This window comes from Roseateles sp., assembly GCF_044373315.1.
In the GTDB taxonomy this organism is placed as follows: Bacteria; Pseudomonadota; Gammaproteobacteria; order Burkholderiales; family Burkholderiaceae_C; genus JACDQM01.
In genome coordinates, this window is the sequence record NZ_JBILQK010000004.1 from 1 (window position 1) to 17,225 (window position 17,225).

At 69.3% G+C, this 17,225-nt stretch carries 20 protein-coding genes and 1 riboswitch; of the genes, 8 read left to right on the forward strand and 12 right to left on the reverse strand.

All coding sequences use genetic code 11. The features are described 5' to 3' along the window. Positions 1-124 (forward strand): transposase (locus tag ACIQ67_RS01720; RefSeq protein ID WP_143329487.1); only part of this gene is annotated, 124 nt, incomplete at its 5' end. Positions 125-237: 113 nt separating this feature from the next. Here ACIQ67_RS01720 and ACIQ67_RS01725 read toward each other — a convergent pair. From ACIQ67_RS01725 to ACIQ67_RS01740, 4 genes are read right to left on the reverse strand one after another with little or no spacing between them, the layout of a single operon-like run. Then, positions 238-858 carry a membrane integrity-associated transporter subunit PqiC gene (locus ACIQ67_RS01725; protein ID WP_397532620.1) on the reverse strand — a complete coding sequence of 207 codons (621 nt, stop codon included), beginning with the start codon at positions 856-858 and terminating at the stop codon, positions 238-240. A gap of 26 nt (positions 859-884) precedes the next feature. Then, positions 885-1,919, reverse strand: coding sequence for an MlaD family protein (locus ACIQ67_RS01730; RefSeq protein WP_397532621.1), 1,035 nt, complete (start codon positions 1,917-1,919; stop codon positions 885-887). Next, positions 1,916-2,677: an ABC transporter ATP-binding protein gene (locus tag ACIQ67_RS01735; RefSeq protein WP_397532622.1), complete on the reverse strand. Its 762-nt coding sequence runs from the start codon at positions 2,675-2,677 to the stop codon at positions 1,916-1,918. The genes ACIQ67_RS01730 and ACIQ67_RS01735 overlap by 4 nt, the downstream gene beginning before the upstream one ends. After that, positions 2,677-3,777: an MlaE family ABC transporter permease gene (locus ACIQ67_RS01740; RefSeq protein ID WP_397532623.1), complete on the reverse strand. Its 1,101-nt coding sequence runs from the start codon at positions 3,775-3,777 to the stop codon at positions 2,677-2,679. The genes ACIQ67_RS01735 and ACIQ67_RS01740 overlap by 1 nt, the downstream gene beginning before the upstream one ends. 198 nt (positions 3,778-3,975) lie before the next feature. Between ACIQ67_RS01740 and glpK the strand changes: the two genes are divergently transcribed. Continuing rightward, positions 3,976-5,556: a glycerol kinase GlpK gene (gene glpK, locus ACIQ67_RS01745; RefSeq protein WP_397532624.1), complete on the forward strand. Its 1,581-nt coding sequence runs from the start codon at positions 3,976-3,978 to the stop codon at positions 5,554-5,556. 115 nt (positions 5,557-5,671) lie between these two features. Here glpK and ACIQ67_RS01750 read toward each other — a convergent pair whose 3' ends face one another. The 3 genes from ACIQ67_RS01750 to ACIQ67_RS01760 form a co-directional block, all read right to left on the reverse strand. Beyond that, on the reverse strand, positions 5,672-6,253 hold the full coding sequence (locus ACIQ67_RS01750; RefSeq protein WP_397532625.1) for a TMEM165/GDT1 family protein: 582 nt from the start codon (positions 6,251-6,253) through the stop codon (positions 5,672-5,674). Positions 6,254-6,282: 29 nt separating this feature from the next. Continuing rightward, positions 6,283-6,445: riboswitch (yybP-ykoY riboswitch) on the reverse strand. A 4-nt stretch (positions 6,446-6,449) separates the two neighbouring features. Next, entirely contained in the window at positions 6,450-7,913 is a 1,464-nt protein-coding gene (locus ACIQ67_RS01755; RefSeq protein WP_397532626.1) for a M16 family metallopeptidase, read from the reverse strand. Then, complete coding sequence (locus ACIQ67_RS01760) at positions 7,910-9,250, reverse strand: M16 family metallopeptidase (RefSeq protein ID WP_397532627.1); 1,341 nt, start codon at positions 9,248-9,250, stop codon at positions 7,910-7,912. The genes ACIQ67_RS01755 and ACIQ67_RS01760 overlap by 4 nt, the downstream gene beginning before the upstream one ends. Positions 9,251-9,397: 147 nt before the next feature. Between ACIQ67_RS01760 and ACIQ67_RS01765 the strand changes: the two genes are divergently transcribed. Together ACIQ67_RS01765 and ACIQ67_RS01770 are read left to right on the forward strand one after the other, a co-directional pair. Beyond that, complete coding sequence (locus ACIQ67_RS01765; protein WP_397532628.1) at positions 9,398-9,787, forward strand: VOC family protein; 390 nt, start codon at positions 9,398-9,400, stop codon at positions 9,785-9,787. Further along, positions 9,784-10,113 (forward strand): TfoX/Sxy family DNA transformation protein, encoded by a 330-nt coding sequence (locus ACIQ67_RS01770; protein ID WP_397532629.1) that lies wholly within the window; start codon positions 9,784-9,786, stop codon positions 10,111-10,113. Before ACIQ67_RS01765 ends, ACIQ67_RS01770 begins: the two co-directional genes overlap by 4 nt. A 47-nt stretch (positions 10,114-10,160) precedes the next feature. Here the strand turns inward: ACIQ67_RS01770 and ACIQ67_RS01775 are convergent, their stop codons facing one another. Next, on the reverse strand, positions 10,161-10,712 hold the full coding sequence (locus tag ACIQ67_RS01775) for a GNAT family N-acetyltransferase (protein ID WP_397532630.1): 552 nt from the start codon (positions 10,710-10,712) through the stop codon (positions 10,161-10,163). Between the two features lie 54 nt (positions 10,713-10,766). On the opposite strand from ACIQ67_RS01775, the gene ACIQ67_RS01780 reads away from it, so the two are divergent. The 4 genes from ACIQ67_RS01780 (at position 10,767) to ACIQ67_RS01795 (ending at position 13,116) form a co-directional block, all read left to right on the forward strand. Next, positions 10,767-11,450 (forward strand): helix-turn-helix transcriptional regulator, encoded by a 684-nt coding sequence (locus ACIQ67_RS01780; RefSeq protein WP_397532631.1) that lies wholly within the window; start codon positions 10,767-10,769, stop codon positions 11,448-11,450. Then, a complete protein-coding gene (locus ACIQ67_RS01785) occupies positions 11,450-12,130 on the forward strand; it encodes a Crp/Fnr family transcriptional regulator (protein ID WP_397532632.1) in 681 nt (226 codons plus the stop codon). The genes ACIQ67_RS01780 and ACIQ67_RS01785 overlap by 1 nt, the downstream gene beginning before the upstream one ends. A 115-nt stretch (positions 12,131-12,245) precedes the next feature. Next, a complete protein-coding gene (locus ACIQ67_RS01790) occupies positions 12,246-12,440 on the forward strand; it encodes a DUF2892 domain-containing protein (RefSeq protein WP_397532633.1) in 195 nt (64 codons plus the stop codon). Positions 12,441-12,516: 76 nt separating this feature from the next. After that, the gene (locus ACIQ67_RS01795; RefSeq protein ID WP_397532634.1) at positions 12,517-13,116 is read left to right on the forward strand and encodes a lipocalin family protein; all 600 of its coding nucleotides are present in this window, start codon (positions 12,517-12,519) and stop codon (positions 13,114-13,116) included. 31 nt (positions 13,117-13,147) lie between these two features. Here ACIQ67_RS01795 and ACIQ67_RS01800 read toward each other — a convergent pair whose 3' ends face one another. From ACIQ67_RS01800 to ACIQ67_RS01815, 4 genes are all read right to left on the reverse strand, one after another. Further along, a complete protein-coding gene (locus ACIQ67_RS01800) occupies positions 13,148-14,245 on the reverse strand; it encodes an acyltransferase family protein (protein ID WP_397532635.1) in 1,098 nt (365 codons plus the stop codon). An 80-nt stretch (positions 14,246-14,325) separates the two neighbouring features. After that, a complete protein-coding gene (locus tag ACIQ67_RS01805; protein WP_397532636.1) occupies positions 14,326-14,883 on the reverse strand; it encodes a CoxG family protein in 558 nt (185 codons plus the stop codon). Further along, the gene (locus ACIQ67_RS01810) at positions 14,874-16,094 is read right to left on the reverse strand and encodes a VWA domain-containing protein (RefSeq protein ID WP_397532637.1); all 1,221 of its coding nucleotides are present in this window, start codon (positions 16,092-16,094) and stop codon (positions 14,874-14,876) included. The genes ACIQ67_RS01805 and ACIQ67_RS01810 overlap by 10 nt, the downstream gene beginning before the upstream one ends. Continuing rightward, entirely contained in the window at positions 16,084-17,007 is a 924-nt protein-coding gene (locus tag ACIQ67_RS01815; protein WP_397532638.1) for an AAA family ATPase, read from the reverse strand. Before ACIQ67_RS01815 ends, ACIQ67_RS01810 begins: the two co-directional genes overlap by 11 nt. Positions 17,008-17,225: the final 218 nt, after the last annotated feature.

The following is a 17,225-nucleotide window of genomic DNA, read 5'->3' on the forward strand; positions in this document are numbered from 1 at the left end:
CACCAGCGTCGTCGAAGGCATCAACAACACGATCAAGGTCATCAAGCGACGAGCCTATGGCTACCGCGACGAGGAGTACTTCTTCCTCAAAATCCGAGCCGCCTTCCCCGGAAATCCTCGATGAACCCAAAAAAAGCCATCTGGCGTCGTTGCCCTGGCTTGCCGTACCTGCATGTACTGTCTCCGCCAGGACGCCTAGCCAGAACCGCTTCGCTGGCTTCTGTTTGCTGCGCTCATTCAGCGCGCCTGGCCAGCCCAGCTGTCGATCGCCTGCGCCAGTTGCCACAGGGCCAGCCGATGCGCGGCGGCCAGCGCGTCCGGGCTGGCATCGGCGGTGTCCACTGCCAGCCGCGTCTCGCCGACGCGGGCCGCCAGCCGGCCGGCCGGATCGACCAGCACCCAGCGGGCTGACAGCACCACCTGGCGCGGCGCCTGCTCGCCCGCCGCCTCGAACTGGCGCAGCTCGATGCGAAGCTGGCGGTCCACTGTGACGCCAGGCGGCGCCGGTGCGCGCCAGACCTGTTCGGTGCCGCGCAGGCGCGCCAGATCGGCCAGCAGCAGGCGCGGCACGGCGTCGCGCAGCGGCTCGGCCCAGCGGTGGCCTTGCAAGGCCTGCAAGCCGGCACGGCCGCTGGGGATCACCAGCGCATCGCGGTCCAGGTAGTCGGGCAGCTGCACCGTGGCCAGCGCCCAGCGCTCGCCGGCTTTCACGCCGGGTGCGGTGACGCTGCCGGCCGGCGGATCGGCGCGCAGCTGGTAGAGCTGCACCGGCGGCGAGCTGCCGCAGGCCGTCAGCGCCAGCAGCATCGACATCGCGAAGCCGCCTCTCTTCAGTCGGCACTTGACTGGATCGGACATCATGTCTTCCTCCGGTTTCTTTTGCTTCAACGTCGGCCCTTGAGCATGGACTCGGGCTGCTGATCGAGCGTCTCCGACAGCTCGCGCAAGGCGCGCGCCGCGCGGGCCATGTCCTGCAGGCTGCGCTGCAGGTTCTGGCTGAGAGGAGCATCCTCCGCCGTCATGCCGCGCAGCGCAACGGCGGTGGCGGCCAGCTCATCGGCCGAGCGGCGCAGGCTCATCACCAGAGGCGCGTCGGGTGCCATCGTGGCGGCCACGCCCTCGGTAGCGGTGTCGATGCGCTTGAAGGTCTCATCCACCCGAGCCGCCGCGCGGCTGACATCGAGCATCGCCACACGCGTGGCTTCGGCCGCGCCCTGAGCACTGTTCAGCACCGGATCGGCCTGGCGGTTGAGCTTGTCCATCAGGCCGCGCATCTGCGCGGTGGCCTGGGCCACATCGCGCAGGGTCTGGTGCAACTCGGGGTTGGCCAGCAGCGCGCGGGTCGAGCCAGCGATGGCCGAGATGTCGGCCACCAGGCGCTTGATGTCCAGCTCCTCCACCTGGCTGCGCAGCTCCTGGAAGGCAGTAGAGATGGTCGGCACTTCGTTTGCCAGGCCGGCATCGACACGCAGCGAGCGCTTCTCGGGATGGAAGTCCAGGTCGATGTAGAGCTGGCCTGTCAGCAAGCTTTGCGTGGCCAGCTGGGCGCGCAGGCCGCGCTGCACCAGGGCAGGAATTGCCTCAGCCAGATCGCTGTCAGCGCCCTCGCCCACCACATTGCGCAGCATCTGGCGCTCCAGCTCGGCGCGCACCGGGATCAGCACGCGGTCGCCCGACTTGTCGTAGGCCAGGCCGATCTCCGACACGCTGCCCAGGCGCACGCCGCGGAACACCACCGGCGCGCCGACCTGCAGACCGTAGATCGAGCCGCCGAAGTGCATCACCACCACCTGCTTGCGCGTCCACAGCTGGCCGCCGGCCAGCAACACCACGGCCAGGAATAGCAGCACCAGCGCGCCGACCACGAACAGGCCCAGCAGGGCCGGATTGCCTTTGCGCCTGCGCGCCGGCGCGCTCATGCCGGAACTCCGCGTCGCAGGAACTCACGCACGCCCGGAGGCCCGTGGTCGAGCAGGGCCTGGGGACTGTCCAGCGCAGACATGGTCTTCTCCTTGGCATCGAGGAACAGCGCGCGGTCGGCCACCGCGAAGATGCTGTGCAGCTCATGGCTGACCAGCACCACCGTCGTGCCCAGATGATCGCGCAGGTTGAGGATCAGCTCGTCCAGCCGCGCCGCGCTGAGCGGATCGAGGCCGGCCGAGGGTTCATCCAAAAACAGCAGCGGCGGATCGAGCGCCATGGCGCGGGCAATCGCGGCACGCTTTCGCATGCCACCGCTAAGCGCCGCCGGCGACAGATCAAAGCTGCCGTCCAGCCCCACCAGCGCCAGCTTGAAACGGGCCACCGTCTCGATCTCGGCCTCGCTCAAGGCGGTGAACTCGCGCAGCGGCAGCATCACGTTCTCGCCCACGCTCATCGAGCTCCACAGCGCGCCAGCCTGGAACATCACGCCGAAGCCGCGCTGCAGGCGCTCCAGCTCGCGCTCATCGGCCAGCGCCAGATCGAGGCCCGCATGGCTGACGCTGCCCTGCGCCGCCGGCTGCAAGCCGATAAGCGCGCGCAGCAGCGTGCTCTTGCCGCAGCCGCTGCCGCCCATCAGCACCAGGATCTCGCCGCGCCGCACATAAAAGTTCAGACCGCGCATCACCAGCTTGTCGCCATAGGCGAGCGTCAGGTCGCGCACCTCGATCAGCGGCGGGGTGGTCTGGCTGTCCATCACCAGTCCAGCTGCTGGAACATGATGGTCAGCGCCGAGGCGGCGACCGTGATCCACACGATGGCCTGCACCACCGCGGCGGTGGTGGCGTCACCCACGGCCTGCGCGCTGCGGCCCGCGTACATGCCTTGGCGGCAGCCGGCCAGCGCGACCAGCAGCGCGTAGACCGTGCCCTTGAACAGGCCGATGCCCAGGTGCGCGAAGGTCAGCGACTCGCGCGAGCGGCTCAGGTATTCAAAAGGCTCCAGATCGAAGATGCCCACCGCCACCGCCAGGCCGGCGGCACAGCCCACCAGCGCCGCATAAGCGGTCAGCAGCGGCGCCATCAGCGTCATCGCCAGCACGCGCGGCAGCACCAGATGCTCGACCGGGTTCAGGCCCATCGAGCGCAGCGCATCCACTTCCTCGTTGGCCTGCATGCTGCCCAGCTGCGCCGCGAAGGCCGCACCGACGCGGCCGGCCAGGATCACCCCCGTCATTAGCGCCGCCACCTCGCGCACCACGCCCACCGTCACCAGATCGGCCATGTAGATGTGCGCGCCGAAGCGCTGCAGCTGGGCCGCGCCCATATAGGCAATGATCAGCCCGACCAGGCCGCAGACCAGGGACACGATGCCCAGGCTGGCCGGGCCGGTGGCCTGCAACTGGACCATCAGGTCGGAGCGGCGCATCGCGCTGCGCCCGCGCAAGGCCCGCCCGGCGGCCTGCAGAACCTCGCCGATGAAGACCAGCGTGGTGCGCGCGCGCCGCAGCCGCAGGCCCACCGGGCGGCCGATCTGCAACAGCAGGCCTTCGGGCGGCACCAGGCGCAGCGGCGCGCCCTCGCCCGCCAGCTGCAGCACCTCGCGCAGTCCCTCAGGCAGGCCGGCGACATCCAGCCGCAGGCCCCGGTCGGCGGCCAGGGCCCACAACGCGGCGGCAAGGCCACTGTCGTACTCCGTTAGCTGGCTGGTCTCTATCATCAGCAACTGTCCGGTCGGCAGATCTTCCGGCGGTGGGGGCAGCTGCGCCCGCCCGCGCCAGTCGCCGCTGAGCTTGAGCTGCAGGCTCTCGGGCTGCCTGATCCACAGCGCCGTCGCTGGCGCCAGCTCGGCGCTCATGACCAGCGCTCCGGCCACCCGCACCGCAGCTGCTCGGAAACAGGGCCAAAATTCGAGAGAGGCATCCTGAGGGCGGGGCGTGGTGGAGAGTGCTTGCATTCTCTGCCCGAAATCGCGCCCAGAGTGTGGCGCCGCTCATAAACTCCTGGCGCAGTGGCCACCCCCTGCCTGATCGACCCCTCGCTGAAGAGACACCCGATGACCTATCTGCTTGCCCTCGACCAGGGAACCTCCAGTTCACGCGCCGTCGTGTTCAGCGCCGAAGGCGCTGTCGTCGCGATGGCGCAGCAGGAGTTCCGCCAGATCTTTCCGCAGCCCGGCTGGGTCGAGCATGACGCGATAGAGATCTGGCAGACCCAGCTGGCCTGCGCCCGCGATGCGTTGAGCAAGGCCGGACTTCGCGCCGCCGACATCCGCGCCATCGGCATCACCAACCAGCGCGAGACCACGGTGGTGTGGAACCGCAAGACCGGTGCGCCCATCCACCACGCCATCGTTTGGCAGGACCGCCGCACCGAGCCGACCTGCGTGCGCCTGCGCGAGCAGCCCGGCCTGGCCGAGCGCGTGCGCGAGACCACCGGCCTGGTGATCGACCCGTATTTCTCCGGCACCAAGCTGAAGTGGATCCTCGACCATGTGCCCGGCGCACGTGCGCAGGCCGAAGCCGGCGAACTGGCCTTCGGCACGGTGGACAGCTGGCTGCTGTGGCAACTGAGCGGCGGCAAGGTGCACGCCACCGATGTCAGCAATGCCGCGCGCACCATGCTGTTCGATGTGCGGCGCAATGAGTGGAGCGATGCGATGCTGGCCGCGCTGGACATCCCGCGCGCGGTGCTGCCCGAGGTGTTCCCCTCTGCGCACCGCTTCGGCAACGCGCAAGCCGCGCATCTGGGCGGCGAGATACTGATTGGCGGCATCGCCGGCGACCAGCAGGCGGCGCTGTTCGGCCAAGCCTGCTTCAAGGCCGGCATGGCCAAAAACACCTACGGCACCGGTTGCTTCATGCTGATGCACACCGGGGAACGTTTCCAGACTTCGGCCAATGGCCTGATCACCACAGCCGCCGCGCAGCATGACAGCCGGCCTGCCTATGCGCTGGAAGGCAGTGTCTTCATCGGTGGCGCGGTGGTGCAGTGGCTGCGCGATGGCCTGCATGCGATCAAGTCCAGCACCGAGGTGCAGAGCCTGGCCGAGAGCGTGCCTGATTCCGGCGGCGTGATGTTCGTGCCGGCCTTCACCGGCCTGGGTGCGCCATACTGGAATGCCGACGCGCGCGGCGCCATCGTCGGCCTGTCACGCGGCAGCACCGTGGCGCACATCGCGCGTGCCGCGCTGGAGAGCATTGCTTTCCAGAGTGCCGCCTTGCTGCAGGCGATGAGCCGAGACCTGTCGGCCGCTAGGCCAGCGGATATGCCAGACGGTCCCCCAGGGGGACGCGGGCCTACTTCGGAGCGGCCGGGCACTCGGCCCGCCACGTCGGCCGCCGTAGGAGGCATCACCGAACTGCGGGTGGATGGCGGCGCCTGCGTCAACAACCTGCTGATGCAGTTCCAGGCCGACCTGCTGGGCATCCCGGTGCTGCGTCCCAAGGTGACCGAAACCACCGCGCTGGGTGCCGCCTACCTAGCCGGCCTGAGCTGCGGCGTGTATGGCGGCCTCGATGAGCTGTCGTCCAAATGGCAGGCCGAGCGGGTCTTTCATCCCACGATGCCACGCGAGCGAGCGCTTGAATTGATGGACCGATGGGAACGCGCCGTGCGGCAGACGGTGGCCGACTGAGGCGGCGCGGGCCGCGCTCGACAGCGCAGGAACTTCCGAGCCACAGCTAGGCTCGTTCATCCGCTCGATGCACAGCGGCCGGCGGGTGCCGGCGCAGCGGACTCTTGGGCGCCGCTCAGAACCCCAGCCCTTCCCCCGCGCCCAGCAAGGTGGCCACACCCAGCACTGCAAAGATCGCCGCGGCCACGCCATGCACCAGACGCACCGGAATCTTGTGCGCGATGCGGTCGCCCAGCAAAACGGCCGGGACGTTGGCGATCATCATGCCCAGCGTGGTGCCGGCCACCACAGCCCAGAAATCGTTGAAGCGTGCCGCCATCGCCACCGTGGCGATCTGGGTCTTGTCGCCCATCTCTGCCAGGAAGAAGGCCACGATGGTGGTGCCCAGCACGCCCAGCTTGAACTTGCCGCCGCCCTCGAGTTCTTCGTCGATCTTGTCGGGGATCAGGGTCCAGATGGCCATCGCGACGAAGCCCACGCCAAGAATCCAGCGCAACGCCTGTGGTGACAGCAGGGTGGTGATCCAGGCGCCCAGGGCGCCGGCGCCGGCGTGGTTGACGGCGGTGGCGATCAGGATGCCCAGGCAGATTGGCAGCGGCTTGCGAAAGCGCGCAGCCAGCAAGAAGGCCAGCAACTGGGTCTTGTCGCCGATTTCGGCCAGGGCCACGAGGCCGGTGGAGACGAGGAAGGCTTCCATGGGATGAGTTCACTCCGCGGCCTGAATGCAAGATCCAGCATCGACCATGCCCCCGCGGCCGCTGCCCGAGTGCATGGTCAATGGTCTTGCCAGGTGCGGACACTGCGCGCGCCATGCTTCGGGAACTGAAGCAAGTCTGTTGACGCGGGCCGGCATGTACGAATGCCGCGACTACTCCCCAATGACGAGCGCGATTCTAGCCGAGCCGAAGCTTGGGGCTGGCCGGGTCCAGGCGCTGGCGCGGAATCACCCAGGCGTCGGGATCGAGGCGGCGCAGGCCGGCACCGGTCGCAGCAAGGTCGGCCACGATGACGCGGCGAAAGGCGTCGGCGCGCCAATGGCGGCTGGCGTAGGCCTGCAAGGCCTCGGGCGGCACCGCCTGCAAGGCCTCGGGCCAGGACTCCAGCGTCGCCGGCGCGGCAGCGTCGAGCGCCAGGCGCGCCAGCAGGCCGGCCAGGCCGGCGGTGGTCTCCATCTGCCGTCCATGCTCGCCCAGCAGGGCACTGCGGCGGGCCTGCAATTCGGGAGCGGCCACCGGTTCCTGGCCCATGCGCAGCAGCTCGGCACCCAGCAGCGCCACCGCCTCGGCCGCCTGCGCTGGCCGCGTCTGGAGACCGGCCAGCACGAGGCCGGCGCCAGCCAGCGATTCGGCCTCACAGCTGACTCCGTAGGACAGGCCGCGGCGGATGCGCAGCTCCTGGTTCAGGCGCGAGGAATAGCCCTGGCCCAGCACGGCCAGTGCCAACCGGGCCTCGGCTTCGAATTCGCCCGCGCCGGCATGCGGCGCCGCCAGCACCAGGGCGGCCTGTGCCGCACCAGGCCAATCCACCAGCAGCGTGCGGGCCGGCAGCGGCGAGGGAAGCACAGGCGGCCGAGCCGGCTGCAGGCCGGCAGCACTGCGCCAATCGCCGAACTGCTGGCGCGCCAGGGCCAGGACTTCTTCGATGTCGATGTCGCCCGCCAGCAGCAGACAGCTGGCCTCGGGCCGCAGGCGGCGCTGCTGCTCCAGCAGGTCACGGCGCTGAATGCGGCCCAGGCTGGCTGGCGTGGGCAACTGGCCGGCCGCACTCTGGCCCCAGTGCAGGCGCCGCGCCAGCAGGCTGGCCAGCTGGGCTGGATCCGCCAGCTGCTGCTCGCGGGCATCCAGCAGTTCCTCGCGCACACGGTCCAGATCATCGGCGGTCAACAGCGGATTCAGCACCAGGTCGGCCAGCAGCTCCAGCGCGGGCTCGAGATGCTTGCGAACGACCGTCAGGCCCAGGCTGCCGGCGCGCAGCCCGCTGTCCAGCTCCAGGCTGGCGCCCAGGCTTTCGGCCGCAAAGGCCAGCTCATCCGCGTTCTGCGGTTCGCCATCGCGCGCCGCGCCGCGGCCCAGCAGCTGCAGATGCATCTGCGCCAGCCCGGCCTTGGGCGCCGGGTCGCCCAGGCTGCCCAGGTCCGGCAGCAGCAGACGCAGGCTGACCAGCGGCAGGCCGCGCCGTTCGGCCACCAGCAGACGCAGGCCGTTGGGCAAGCGCGCCTCGGCCAGCTTGGGTCGGGGCAAGGGCAGCGCAGGACCGGGCGGCGGCGGGCGATCAAAAGAGCCTTGGGCCAGTGCGCTCAGTGGCAGCGTCAGGCCCGCCAGCAGCGCGCTGCGTCGACGCAGATTGGCGTCGCTCATGTCATCACCCCGGGCTTGCGGCTTTCGTACAGCAGGGTCTGGCGCGGCGCCTGCAGCAGCCAGCGCTGCATCACCTGCTGGAGCGCAACGACGCCGACCATCTGGGTGGCGGCCAACTCGCGCTCGGCCGCCTGCACGTCGCCGCGCAGCAGCAGCGATTCGCCCAGCACCAGCGCCCGTCCCTCGGCCGTCTCGCGGGCCAGCAAGGCCTGGGTCAGCAGCTGCGCCTTGGCCTTGGCCAGCTCTTCAGCCAACAGCGGCTCCTGGGCCAGGCGCTGCACCTCGCGATGCAGCGCGCCGGCCAGGCTTTCCGCCGTCACCCGAGCCTGGCCGGCGGCAATGGCATGGGCCACGATCAGGCCAGCGTCGGCATTCAGCATCAGCTCGAAGCCGGTGCTCTGGGCCAGACGGCGACGGTAGATCAGGCCCTCATTGAAACGTCCCGACTCGCCCTGGCCGAGCAGCGCTGCCGCCACACGCAGCGCTGCCCCATCGGCATGCGCCAGCGGCGGCCCCTGCCAGATCAGGGCTGCGGCAGGCTGGGGGGCTTGCAGCGCAGCGACACGGTGCACGCTGTCGCGCTCGCGGGCCGGCTCGGTGATGTCCAGCCGCGGCAGCGGCGCAGCCGGCGCGCGGATGCTGCCGAAGAAGTGATCAACCGCCGCATCCAGACGGCTGACATCGAAGCGGCCGCTGACGATCAGCACGGCGTTGTCGGGACGGTAGTGGCGGGCATGGAAGGCACGCACCTCGTCCAGCGTGGCCGCCTCAAGCTCGGCCAGCTCGCCGACCACCGGCCGCCGGTAGGGATGCCTCTGGTAGCCGAACCCGGGAATGGCATGGAACAGGGGGCCATAGGGATCGCCGAACACGCGCTGGCGCAGCTCTTCCTTGACCACCTCGCGCTCGCTGTCGAAGTTGGCCTGGTCCACATTCAGATTGGCCATGCGCTCGGCCTCGGCCCACAGCACCGCCTCCAGATGGTTGGCCGGCACCTGGCAGTGAAAAACCGTGACATCGGGCGTGGTGAAGGCGTTGTTGCTGCCGCCCACATCCTCGGTCATGCGGTCGAACTGCTCGGCCGCCATGAAGCGCGTGTTCTTGAACATCAGATGTTCGAACAGATGCGCGAAACCGGCGCGGCCCTGCGGGTCATGCTTGCCGCCGACCCGGTACCAGAGCTGCACGCTGACGCTGCTGCCGCCCGGCTGCTGAAATTCAGGCAGGCTGAGCAGCGTCAGGCCATTGGCCAGTTGGCGTTGGCGCGACACCAGCGCCGGCAGCAAGGCTTCCTGCGGCAGCGGCTTCGGCGCCGCTACCGCAAGACCTGACCCCATGAGCGAAGCGCCCGCAAGGCAGAAGTGGCGCCGACCGAGAGTGCGTGTCATGCCCGCAAGCATAAGCGCCTCAGCCTGCCGATCCGGCCGCCGGACGGGGCTCATGCGGCACACTGTTGCCCATTGAGTGCAGTGCCTGGAGTTGTCATGAAATTTTCCTACACGATTGTGTACGTGGCCGACGTCGCCGCCTCGCTGGATTTCTTCGAGCGCGCCTTTGGGCTGAAGCGCCGCTTCCTGCATGAATCCGGCGCCTACGGCGAGCTGGAGACGGGCGCCACGGCGCTGGCCTTCTGCCAGCACGAGACCGCGCGCGACAGCCTGGGCTGTGACTATCTGGCGGCCGACGCCAGCCCGCGCCCGCTGGGCATAGAAATCGGCCTGGCTACTGCCGATGTCCAGGCCGCCTTCGAGCGCGCGGTGAGCGCCGGGGCCGAGGCGGTGGCCGCGCCACTCACCAAGCCCTGGGGCCAGACGGTGGCCTATGTGCGCTGCCCGGACGGCAGCCTGGTCGAGCTGTGCACGCCGATGGCATGACGGCGCGCACCGAGCCAGGCTGGCGTGGACTCGGGCCGCGCAGTCGCGAGCAGCTGGCGGCAGTCGGCATCTTGTCGCCTGAGCAGCTGCGCCAGGCCGAGCCCTATGCACTCTATCGGCAGCTGAAGGCCCAATGGCCGGTGGCGGGCTTGAACCTGCTCTATGCGCTGATGGGCGCGCAGGAAGACCGCGATTGGCGCGACATCGCACGCGAGCGCCGCAGCGAAGCGCTCATGCGCCTGGACGATATGGGGCTGGCGCCAGGTCGCAGGCAGCCTCTGAGCCAGGTCAAGCGAAGCGGCCTTGATGGCAGCGGCAAGGGCTGAGGCTTTGGCGCCAGCTGAAAGGCTGATGCGCACAGGCCGGCGCGGACTCACGGCGCCGAAAGATCCTGCAGCGTGCGGGCCAGGATCTTGTTCGGATAGGCCGCGTCCTCGAAGCGATAGACGGCCTCCCCGAGCAGCTGATAGCCGCAGCGGGCATAGAAGCCCAGCGCCCGATGATTGCCCGTCCAGGCGCTCAGCCACAGGCGGCCGGCGCCCTGCATGCGAGCCTGCTGCTCGGCCTGTTGCAGCAGCAGCCGGCCCCAGCCGCGCCCGGTGAAGCGCTGCTGCAGGTACAGGCGCTCCAGCTCCATCACCGGCAGACCGGATGCAGCGCCCAGCAGCGCGTGGCGCCGGCCCAGGCAGAGTTGAGCGAACCCGACGAGACCGCCATCGGGCTCAGCGGATTCGGCCAGCACATACAGGCGCCCGGCTTCGCTCAGTTGCGCCTGGATGGCCTCCACCGACAACAGGGTTTGCACCTCGCGTGCCAACGCCTGCGTGACGCCCTGGCTGGCGTAGGCCTCCAGAAAGACCTGGGTGCCCAGCGCGGACAGGCAGGCGGCGTCGTCAAGGCTCGCAGAGCGGAATCGTGGCGGCATGCGGCCATCCTAGCGGCGCGCGGCCGGGGCCAGCGCTGCACCACAATGCGGTCCATGCGCCGTGCCGACCGCCTGTTCCAAATCGTCCAGCTGATCCGTGGACGCCGTCTTTCCACCGCCGACTTCCTGGCCGCGCGGCTGGAGGTCTCGCCGCGCACCGTCTACCGCGACGTGGCCGCGCTGCAACAGCAGGGAGTGCCCATCGAGGGCGAGGCCGGCGTGGGCTATCGCATGCGCGCCGGCTTCGACCTGCCGCCACTGATGTTCAGCAAGGAAGAGGCCCAGGCCCTGGTGGCCGTGGTGCGGCTGGCCCGGCCGCAGCTGGACCGCGGCCTGGGCGAGCCGGCTGAAGCGGCGCTGTCCAAAATCATGGCGGTGTTGCCGCCAGCGGCCCGCGCAGCAGCCGAGAGCCTGGCGGTTTACGCGCCGCTCTCAGGCATGGACGCGGCGATGAGCGAGCGCCTGATGCAGCTGCGCGAAGCCACCGAGAGCCGGTGCCTGCTGCGCCTGCAGTACCTGGATCTGAGCGATGCGCCGACTGAGCGCCGCGTGCGGCCGCTGGGTTGCTTCTTCTGGGGCCCGGTATGGACCTTCGCCGCCTGGTGCGAGCTGCGGCAGGATTTCCGCAGCTTCCGCGTCGACCGCATCCAGGCGCTGGAACTGCTGGACGAGCGCTTTCGCGACGAGCCCGGCAAGACCCTGGTCGATATGCAGCGCCGCAGTGCGCAGGAGTGCTGATGAGTCCTGCCGCCGCCAGCCCCGATCAGATCCAGCGCCTGATGGCGCAGTACCCGGCCGTCGCCGCCCTGCCCGCGGCCTTGCGCGAGCCGGTGCTGGCCAGCCATGCGCAGGCCATGACGGTGCCGCCAGGCACCCTGCTGTTTGACGAGGGCCAGGCCTGCCAGGGCTTCCCGCTGGTGCTGGCGGGCGAGGTGCGCGTGGCGCGCGGCGCGCCCAACGGCCGTTCGCTGGAGCTGTACCGCGTGCAGTGCGGCGAGCTCTGCGTGGCGTCCACCTCCTGCCTGTTCGGCCAGGTGGCGCTGGCCGCGCATGGCATCACCACCGAGCCCTGCGAGCTGGTGCTGCTGGACCCGCTGGGCTTCGCGCTGTGGACGGAGCACGAGGGTTTCAGGCGTTATGTGTTCGGCATCTTCGCCGACCGCATCGCCGATCTGATGGCGCTGGCTGAGGCGGTGGCCTTCCAGCGCCTCGACCAGCGCCTGGCCGGCGCGCTGCTGGGCCATGGCGCCGTGCTGCAGACCACACACCAGCAGCTGGCCGACGAACTGGGCACGGTGCGCGAGATCGTCACACGCCTGCTGAAGCGTTTCGAGCGCGAGGGCTGGCTGAGCCTCGGGCGTGAGCGCATCGAGCTGCGCGACCCGGCCGCGCTGCGCGCGCTGGCCGGCGGCGGCTGAGGGCGCGCATTCAGCCCTGTGTGACCCAGGTCACAGACCCGCAGGGGCGCCGCTGCGACAGTGCAGACATCGCCCCGCCGGGGCGGCATCCAGCGATGGAACAAGGAGCTCTCTCATGAAGACCAATGTTGGCGGCATCGACCGCATCCTGCGCGTGACCGTGGGCGCCGCCCTGATCGTGGCCGCCACCACCGGCGCCATCGGCCTGTGGGGCTATATCGGCATCGTGCCGGTGCTGACCGGCCTGTTCCGCTTCTGCCCGGTCTACCCGCTGCTGGGCATGAACACCTGCCCCATGAAGGACAGGTGATTGCCGGGCTTGCTATGGTGCGGCACTGGCGGGCATTGATCCCGCGCAACACGGCGTTTTGCCGCAGCACTGCACCATGCAAGCCTCTGTCAGTTCTTCCCGTCCTGTTTCCTCGCTGCCTGCCACGGCCCGGCGGCTCGGGCTGCCCCTGCTGCTGCTAGGTGCCGCGCTGGCGCTGCCGGGCAGTCCGGCCCTTGCGGCTCAGCCGGCCTTGCTGCCCACCGTTGAGTCGGTGGACCTCGGCCGATATGCCGGCACCTGGTACGAGATTGCGCTGCTGCCCAACCGCTTCCAGAAGCAGTGCGTGGCCGACACCCAGGCGCGCTACCGCCTGGACGGCGAGCGGGTGGAGGTGATCAACCGCTGCCGCACCGCCAAGGGTGAGATCGACGATGTGAAGGGCCACGCCAAGGTGGTGGCGGGCAGCGCCAACGCCAAGCTGCGCGTGACCTTCTTCTGGCCCTTCTACGGCGACTACTGGGTGCTGGATCTTGACCGTGACTACCGCCAGGTGCTGATCGGCGAGCCGGGACGCAAGTTTGCCTGGGTGTTGTCGCGCGAACCCTCGATGAGCGAAGAGCAGCTGCAGCGCCTGCTGGACAAGGCCGGCAGCCTGGGCTTCGACAAGGCGGCCTTTCAGCGCACGCCGCAGAGCCGCCCGCTGACGGAGCGTTGATCGACCACTGAGCAAGCGCGCCGCGAACTCTTCAGGCGCGGCGAAAGCCGGGCGGCAGCCAGTTGACGCGGCAGGCGGGCAGCTCCACCCAGCGGTAGAACAACAGCGCCGCCAGATTGCTCAGGCCCCAGGCGGCCAGCATGGCCCAAAGGCCTGCGAACGGCTGCTCCGGGGCCAGGTGCTCGAACAGCGCGTTGACCAGCAGCAGCACCGCGAAATGCACCAGGAACAGCGCGTAGGAGTGCGTGCCCAGATGGTTTATCAACGCGCCTGCGCGTTGCGCCAGCCAACCCGGGCCGAACAACGCGCCCCCCCGATCAGCACGCCACTGCAGCGCGGCCAGCATCAATGCCGTCAGCAGCGCCAGCGCGATGCGGCCACGGAACTCAAGCAGCAGCGCGCCGCCCGCCAGCAGGCCCAATGCCAGCCCGACTGGCAGACGACGGCCGCGCAGGCCGGGATGCTTGCCGATGATGTGCACCAGCGCGCCCAGCCCGTAGGCGCCGAAGAAGTACCAGCCCCAGTTGTCGTGCCCAGCATCGAGGTTGAACCAGAACAGCGAGGCCAGCAGCAAGGCCAGCAGCAGCAGCGGGCCGAGCACCGGCGCCGCTGGCCGGCCCCGGGCGAGCCACAGCAGGCCTAGCATCAGCGCAAACAGCTGCAGGTCAATAGCCACATACCAGGCGCCGACGGTCAGCGATTCGACACCCGTCACACCGTGCAGCAGCAAGGCATGGGCCGCCAGCTGAGCAACGCTGATCGAGGACGGCAGCAGCTCGGGCAGCCAGCGCGCCACCAGCAGCGAGCAGAACAGCGTCAGCAGCACCGCACCCATGAAGGGCAGCATCAGGCGCAGGTAGCGGCGCCACAGCAAGTCCGGCGGCTCGCCACGCAGCGTCTGCCCGTCAGGCAGCAGGCCGCGCGCGCTCAGAAACCCGCCCACCACCAAGAAGACCTGCACGGCCATGCGGCCCTCGTCGTACAGAAAGCCGATCAAGGCCGGCCACAGCGACTGCACCGCATCCGCCACTGGGCCATAGGCGGCCAGGTGATGCAGCACGATCAGCTGCGCAGCCAAGGCTTTCAGCGCGTCGACATGCAGCAGACGTTGGGAAACAGGGGGGCGCATGAGCGGCAGGCACTGCCGCCAGGGCAGGACTAAAAAGCAGCGATGCCGCGATTGTAGGTAGGCGCCCAGGGCGCGCAGCCTCAGACCTTGCCGGTGAAGATGCGGCCTAGCCAGCCAAGGTACCAGTCGAGGAAGCGCTGCCAGGCCGACTTGGGCGGCAGCGCGGGCGCGCTCGGCAGCTGCTGCACCGCATAGCGCTGCTGCAAGGCCGCGTTGAAGGCGGCGAAGAAGTCGCCGGCCATCTTCTGCGCCGCCATGTCCACCAGACGCGAGCCCACCTGCGCCAGCTTGCCGCCGACGCTGGCCACCACCGAGTAGTGCAGCTGCGTCTGTTGCGGCCCCAGCACTTCCAGCCAGACCTTGGCTTCGCCCTTGCCATGGCCGGCGGTCCCGCCCTGCCCCTCGAAGGCGATCTGGTAGCTGCGCGGCGGGTTCAGCTCGGAGAGCTTGAGCCGGCCCTTGAACTTGGCCTTCAGCGGACCGACCGCCACCGCCAGCAGCGCTTCGTATTCATGCTCGCCGATGGGCGTGAGCGACTCGCAGCCGGTGATCGCCGCCTTCAGCATTTCGGTGTCGTTGAGCGCCTCCCAGGCCTGGGCCTGGGTGACGGGCAGGGTTTCTTGTCCGCTCAGTTGCATGGTGTGGAGAGTAGCTGAGCCAGCGCCTGCAGGCTGGCAAGGTTGTGGGTCGGCAGATGCAGGCTGACCTCGGGCAGTAGCGCGCGGATGCCGGCGGCCTTGGGTTCGAAACCCTCGAAACGCAGCAAGGGGTTCAGCCAGACAAGGCGCCTGCAGGACAGGCGCAGGCGCCGTGCCTCGAAGGCCAAGGCTTCGGCGCTGGCACCCTGCTCCAGGCCGTCGGTGATCAGCAGCACCGTGGTGTCGCTGCTCAGCACGCGGCGCGCCCAGTGGCGGTTGAACTCGTGCAGGCATTCGCTGATGCGGGTGCCGCCCGACCAATCGGCCACGCGCTGGCTGACCGCCGCCACGGCCAGATCCGGATCCCGTTGCGCCATCAGCCGGCTGATCGGTGTGAGCCGCGTGCCGAACACGAAGCTGTGCACGCGCGGCGCGTGGCGGCGCTCGGCCGGATTGGCCAGGCCATGGGCCAAGTGCAGCAGCATGCGCGAGTAGCGGCTCATCGAGCCCGAGATGTCGGCCAGCAGCAGCAGCGGCGCGACACGCTCGCGCGGCCGTGTGAAGCGGGGCGGCGCCAGTGCATCGTTGCGGCCCATCGCACGCAAGCTGGCGCGCCAGTCCATACGGCCCTTGGTGGCGGGGGCATGGCGGCGCGTCGGTCGGGTCTCGAAGAAGGGCTGCAGACGCGCCAGCAGCCGCCGCGCCTGCGCCCATTCCTCGGCCGTCATGGTCTCGAAATCCTTGTGCTGCAGCAGCTCGCGCTCGCTCCAGCTCAGGCGCGCATCGACCTCAATCTGCTGCTCCGGCGGGCGGTCCTGAGGCGACGGCTCCGGCGCATGCGGGAACAGCGCATCGGCCAGGCGCCGGTTCTCGGGCGGCGGTGGCATGCCAGACTGGGCCTGGGCCTGCGGAAGCAGCATGGCCATTACTCGCGCCAGCAGATCGGGGTCGCGCCAGAAGATGTGAAACGCCTGCTCGAACAGCGCTCGGTGCTCGGCCCGGTCCACCAGACAGGCCGCCAGCGTGGCCTTGAAATCGGCGCGCGATGCCAGCCCCGCCACCTGCAGCGCCTGCAGGCTCAGCTGCACGCGATCACTGCCCAGCGGCAACCCCGCCTGGCGCAGCACACGGGCGAAGTGGACGAGGTTCTCGGCAAGGTGTCCGACCCCTGGGCTGCCGCTGGCGGCGGGCTCGTGTCCGCTAACCATCATGCCCCGTCTCGGCCTTCAGCTGCGCCAGCAGCCGCGCCGCCTCTGAGCCCTGCAGCTTGGCAATATCGTCCTGGTACTTCAACAGCACGCCGAGCGTGGAGCGCACGGTCTCGGGGTCCAGCACCAGCGCGTCCAGCTCCAGCAGCGCGCGCGACCACTCCAGCGTCTCGGTCAGGCCGGGCAGCTTGTAGAGGTCCAGCGTGCGCAGGCCCTGGATGAAGGCGACAATCTGACGCGCCAGTTGCGCGTCTATGCCGGGCAGCTTCAGGCGCAGGATCTCCAGCTCGCGCGCTGCACTGGGAAAGTCCACCCAGTGGTAGAGGCAGCGGCGCTTGACAGCATCGTGGATCTCGCGCGTGCGGTTGCTGGTCAGCACCACGATGGGCGGCTCGCTGGCCTTGACGACGCCCAGCTCGGGGATGCTGATCTGGAAGTCGGACAGCACTTCGAGCAAGAAGGCTTCAAACGGCTCGTCGGCGCGATCCAGCTCGTCGATCAACAACACCGGCGCCGGCCCTTCGCGCAGCGGGTCGATGGCCTGCAGCAGAGGCCGGCTGATCAGGAAGCGGCGGCTGAACAGCTCATGCGCCAGCGCCTCGCGGCTGGCGCCGGCGGCGCTGCCCACCTCCATCAGCCGGATCTCCAGCATCTGGCGCGCGTAGTTCCATTCATAGGCCGCCGCCGCCAGGTCCAGTCCTTCGTAGCACTGCAGCCGGATCAGCGGCCGGCCCAGCATCGCGGCCAGCGCCTTGGCCACTTCGGTCTTGCCGGTGCCGGGCTCGCCTTCGAGGAACAGCGGGCGCTGCAGGCGCAACGCCAGGAACACCGTGGTCGCCAGGTCGCGCGAGGCGATATAGCCCTGCGCGCGGAGCTGGTCGAGGGTGGCGTCTATCGAGACGGGGAGTTCGTTCATGGCAATGGCGGATGATGCAGCACCAGGCGCGGACCAACGCTGCGCTGTCGGCAAGAGGCCCGCTGTTGAGCTGCGCCTGTACCCAGGCGCACAGGCATACAAGTCGGCCATCGAGCGTTTACAGTTTGGATTCGCTCACAAGCGCGCGTCGAGCTCCGCGAGCGATGTGCACTGCTCAACCGCAGTCCAGGCCCTCTTCTTTGTTTACTTTCTTCTGG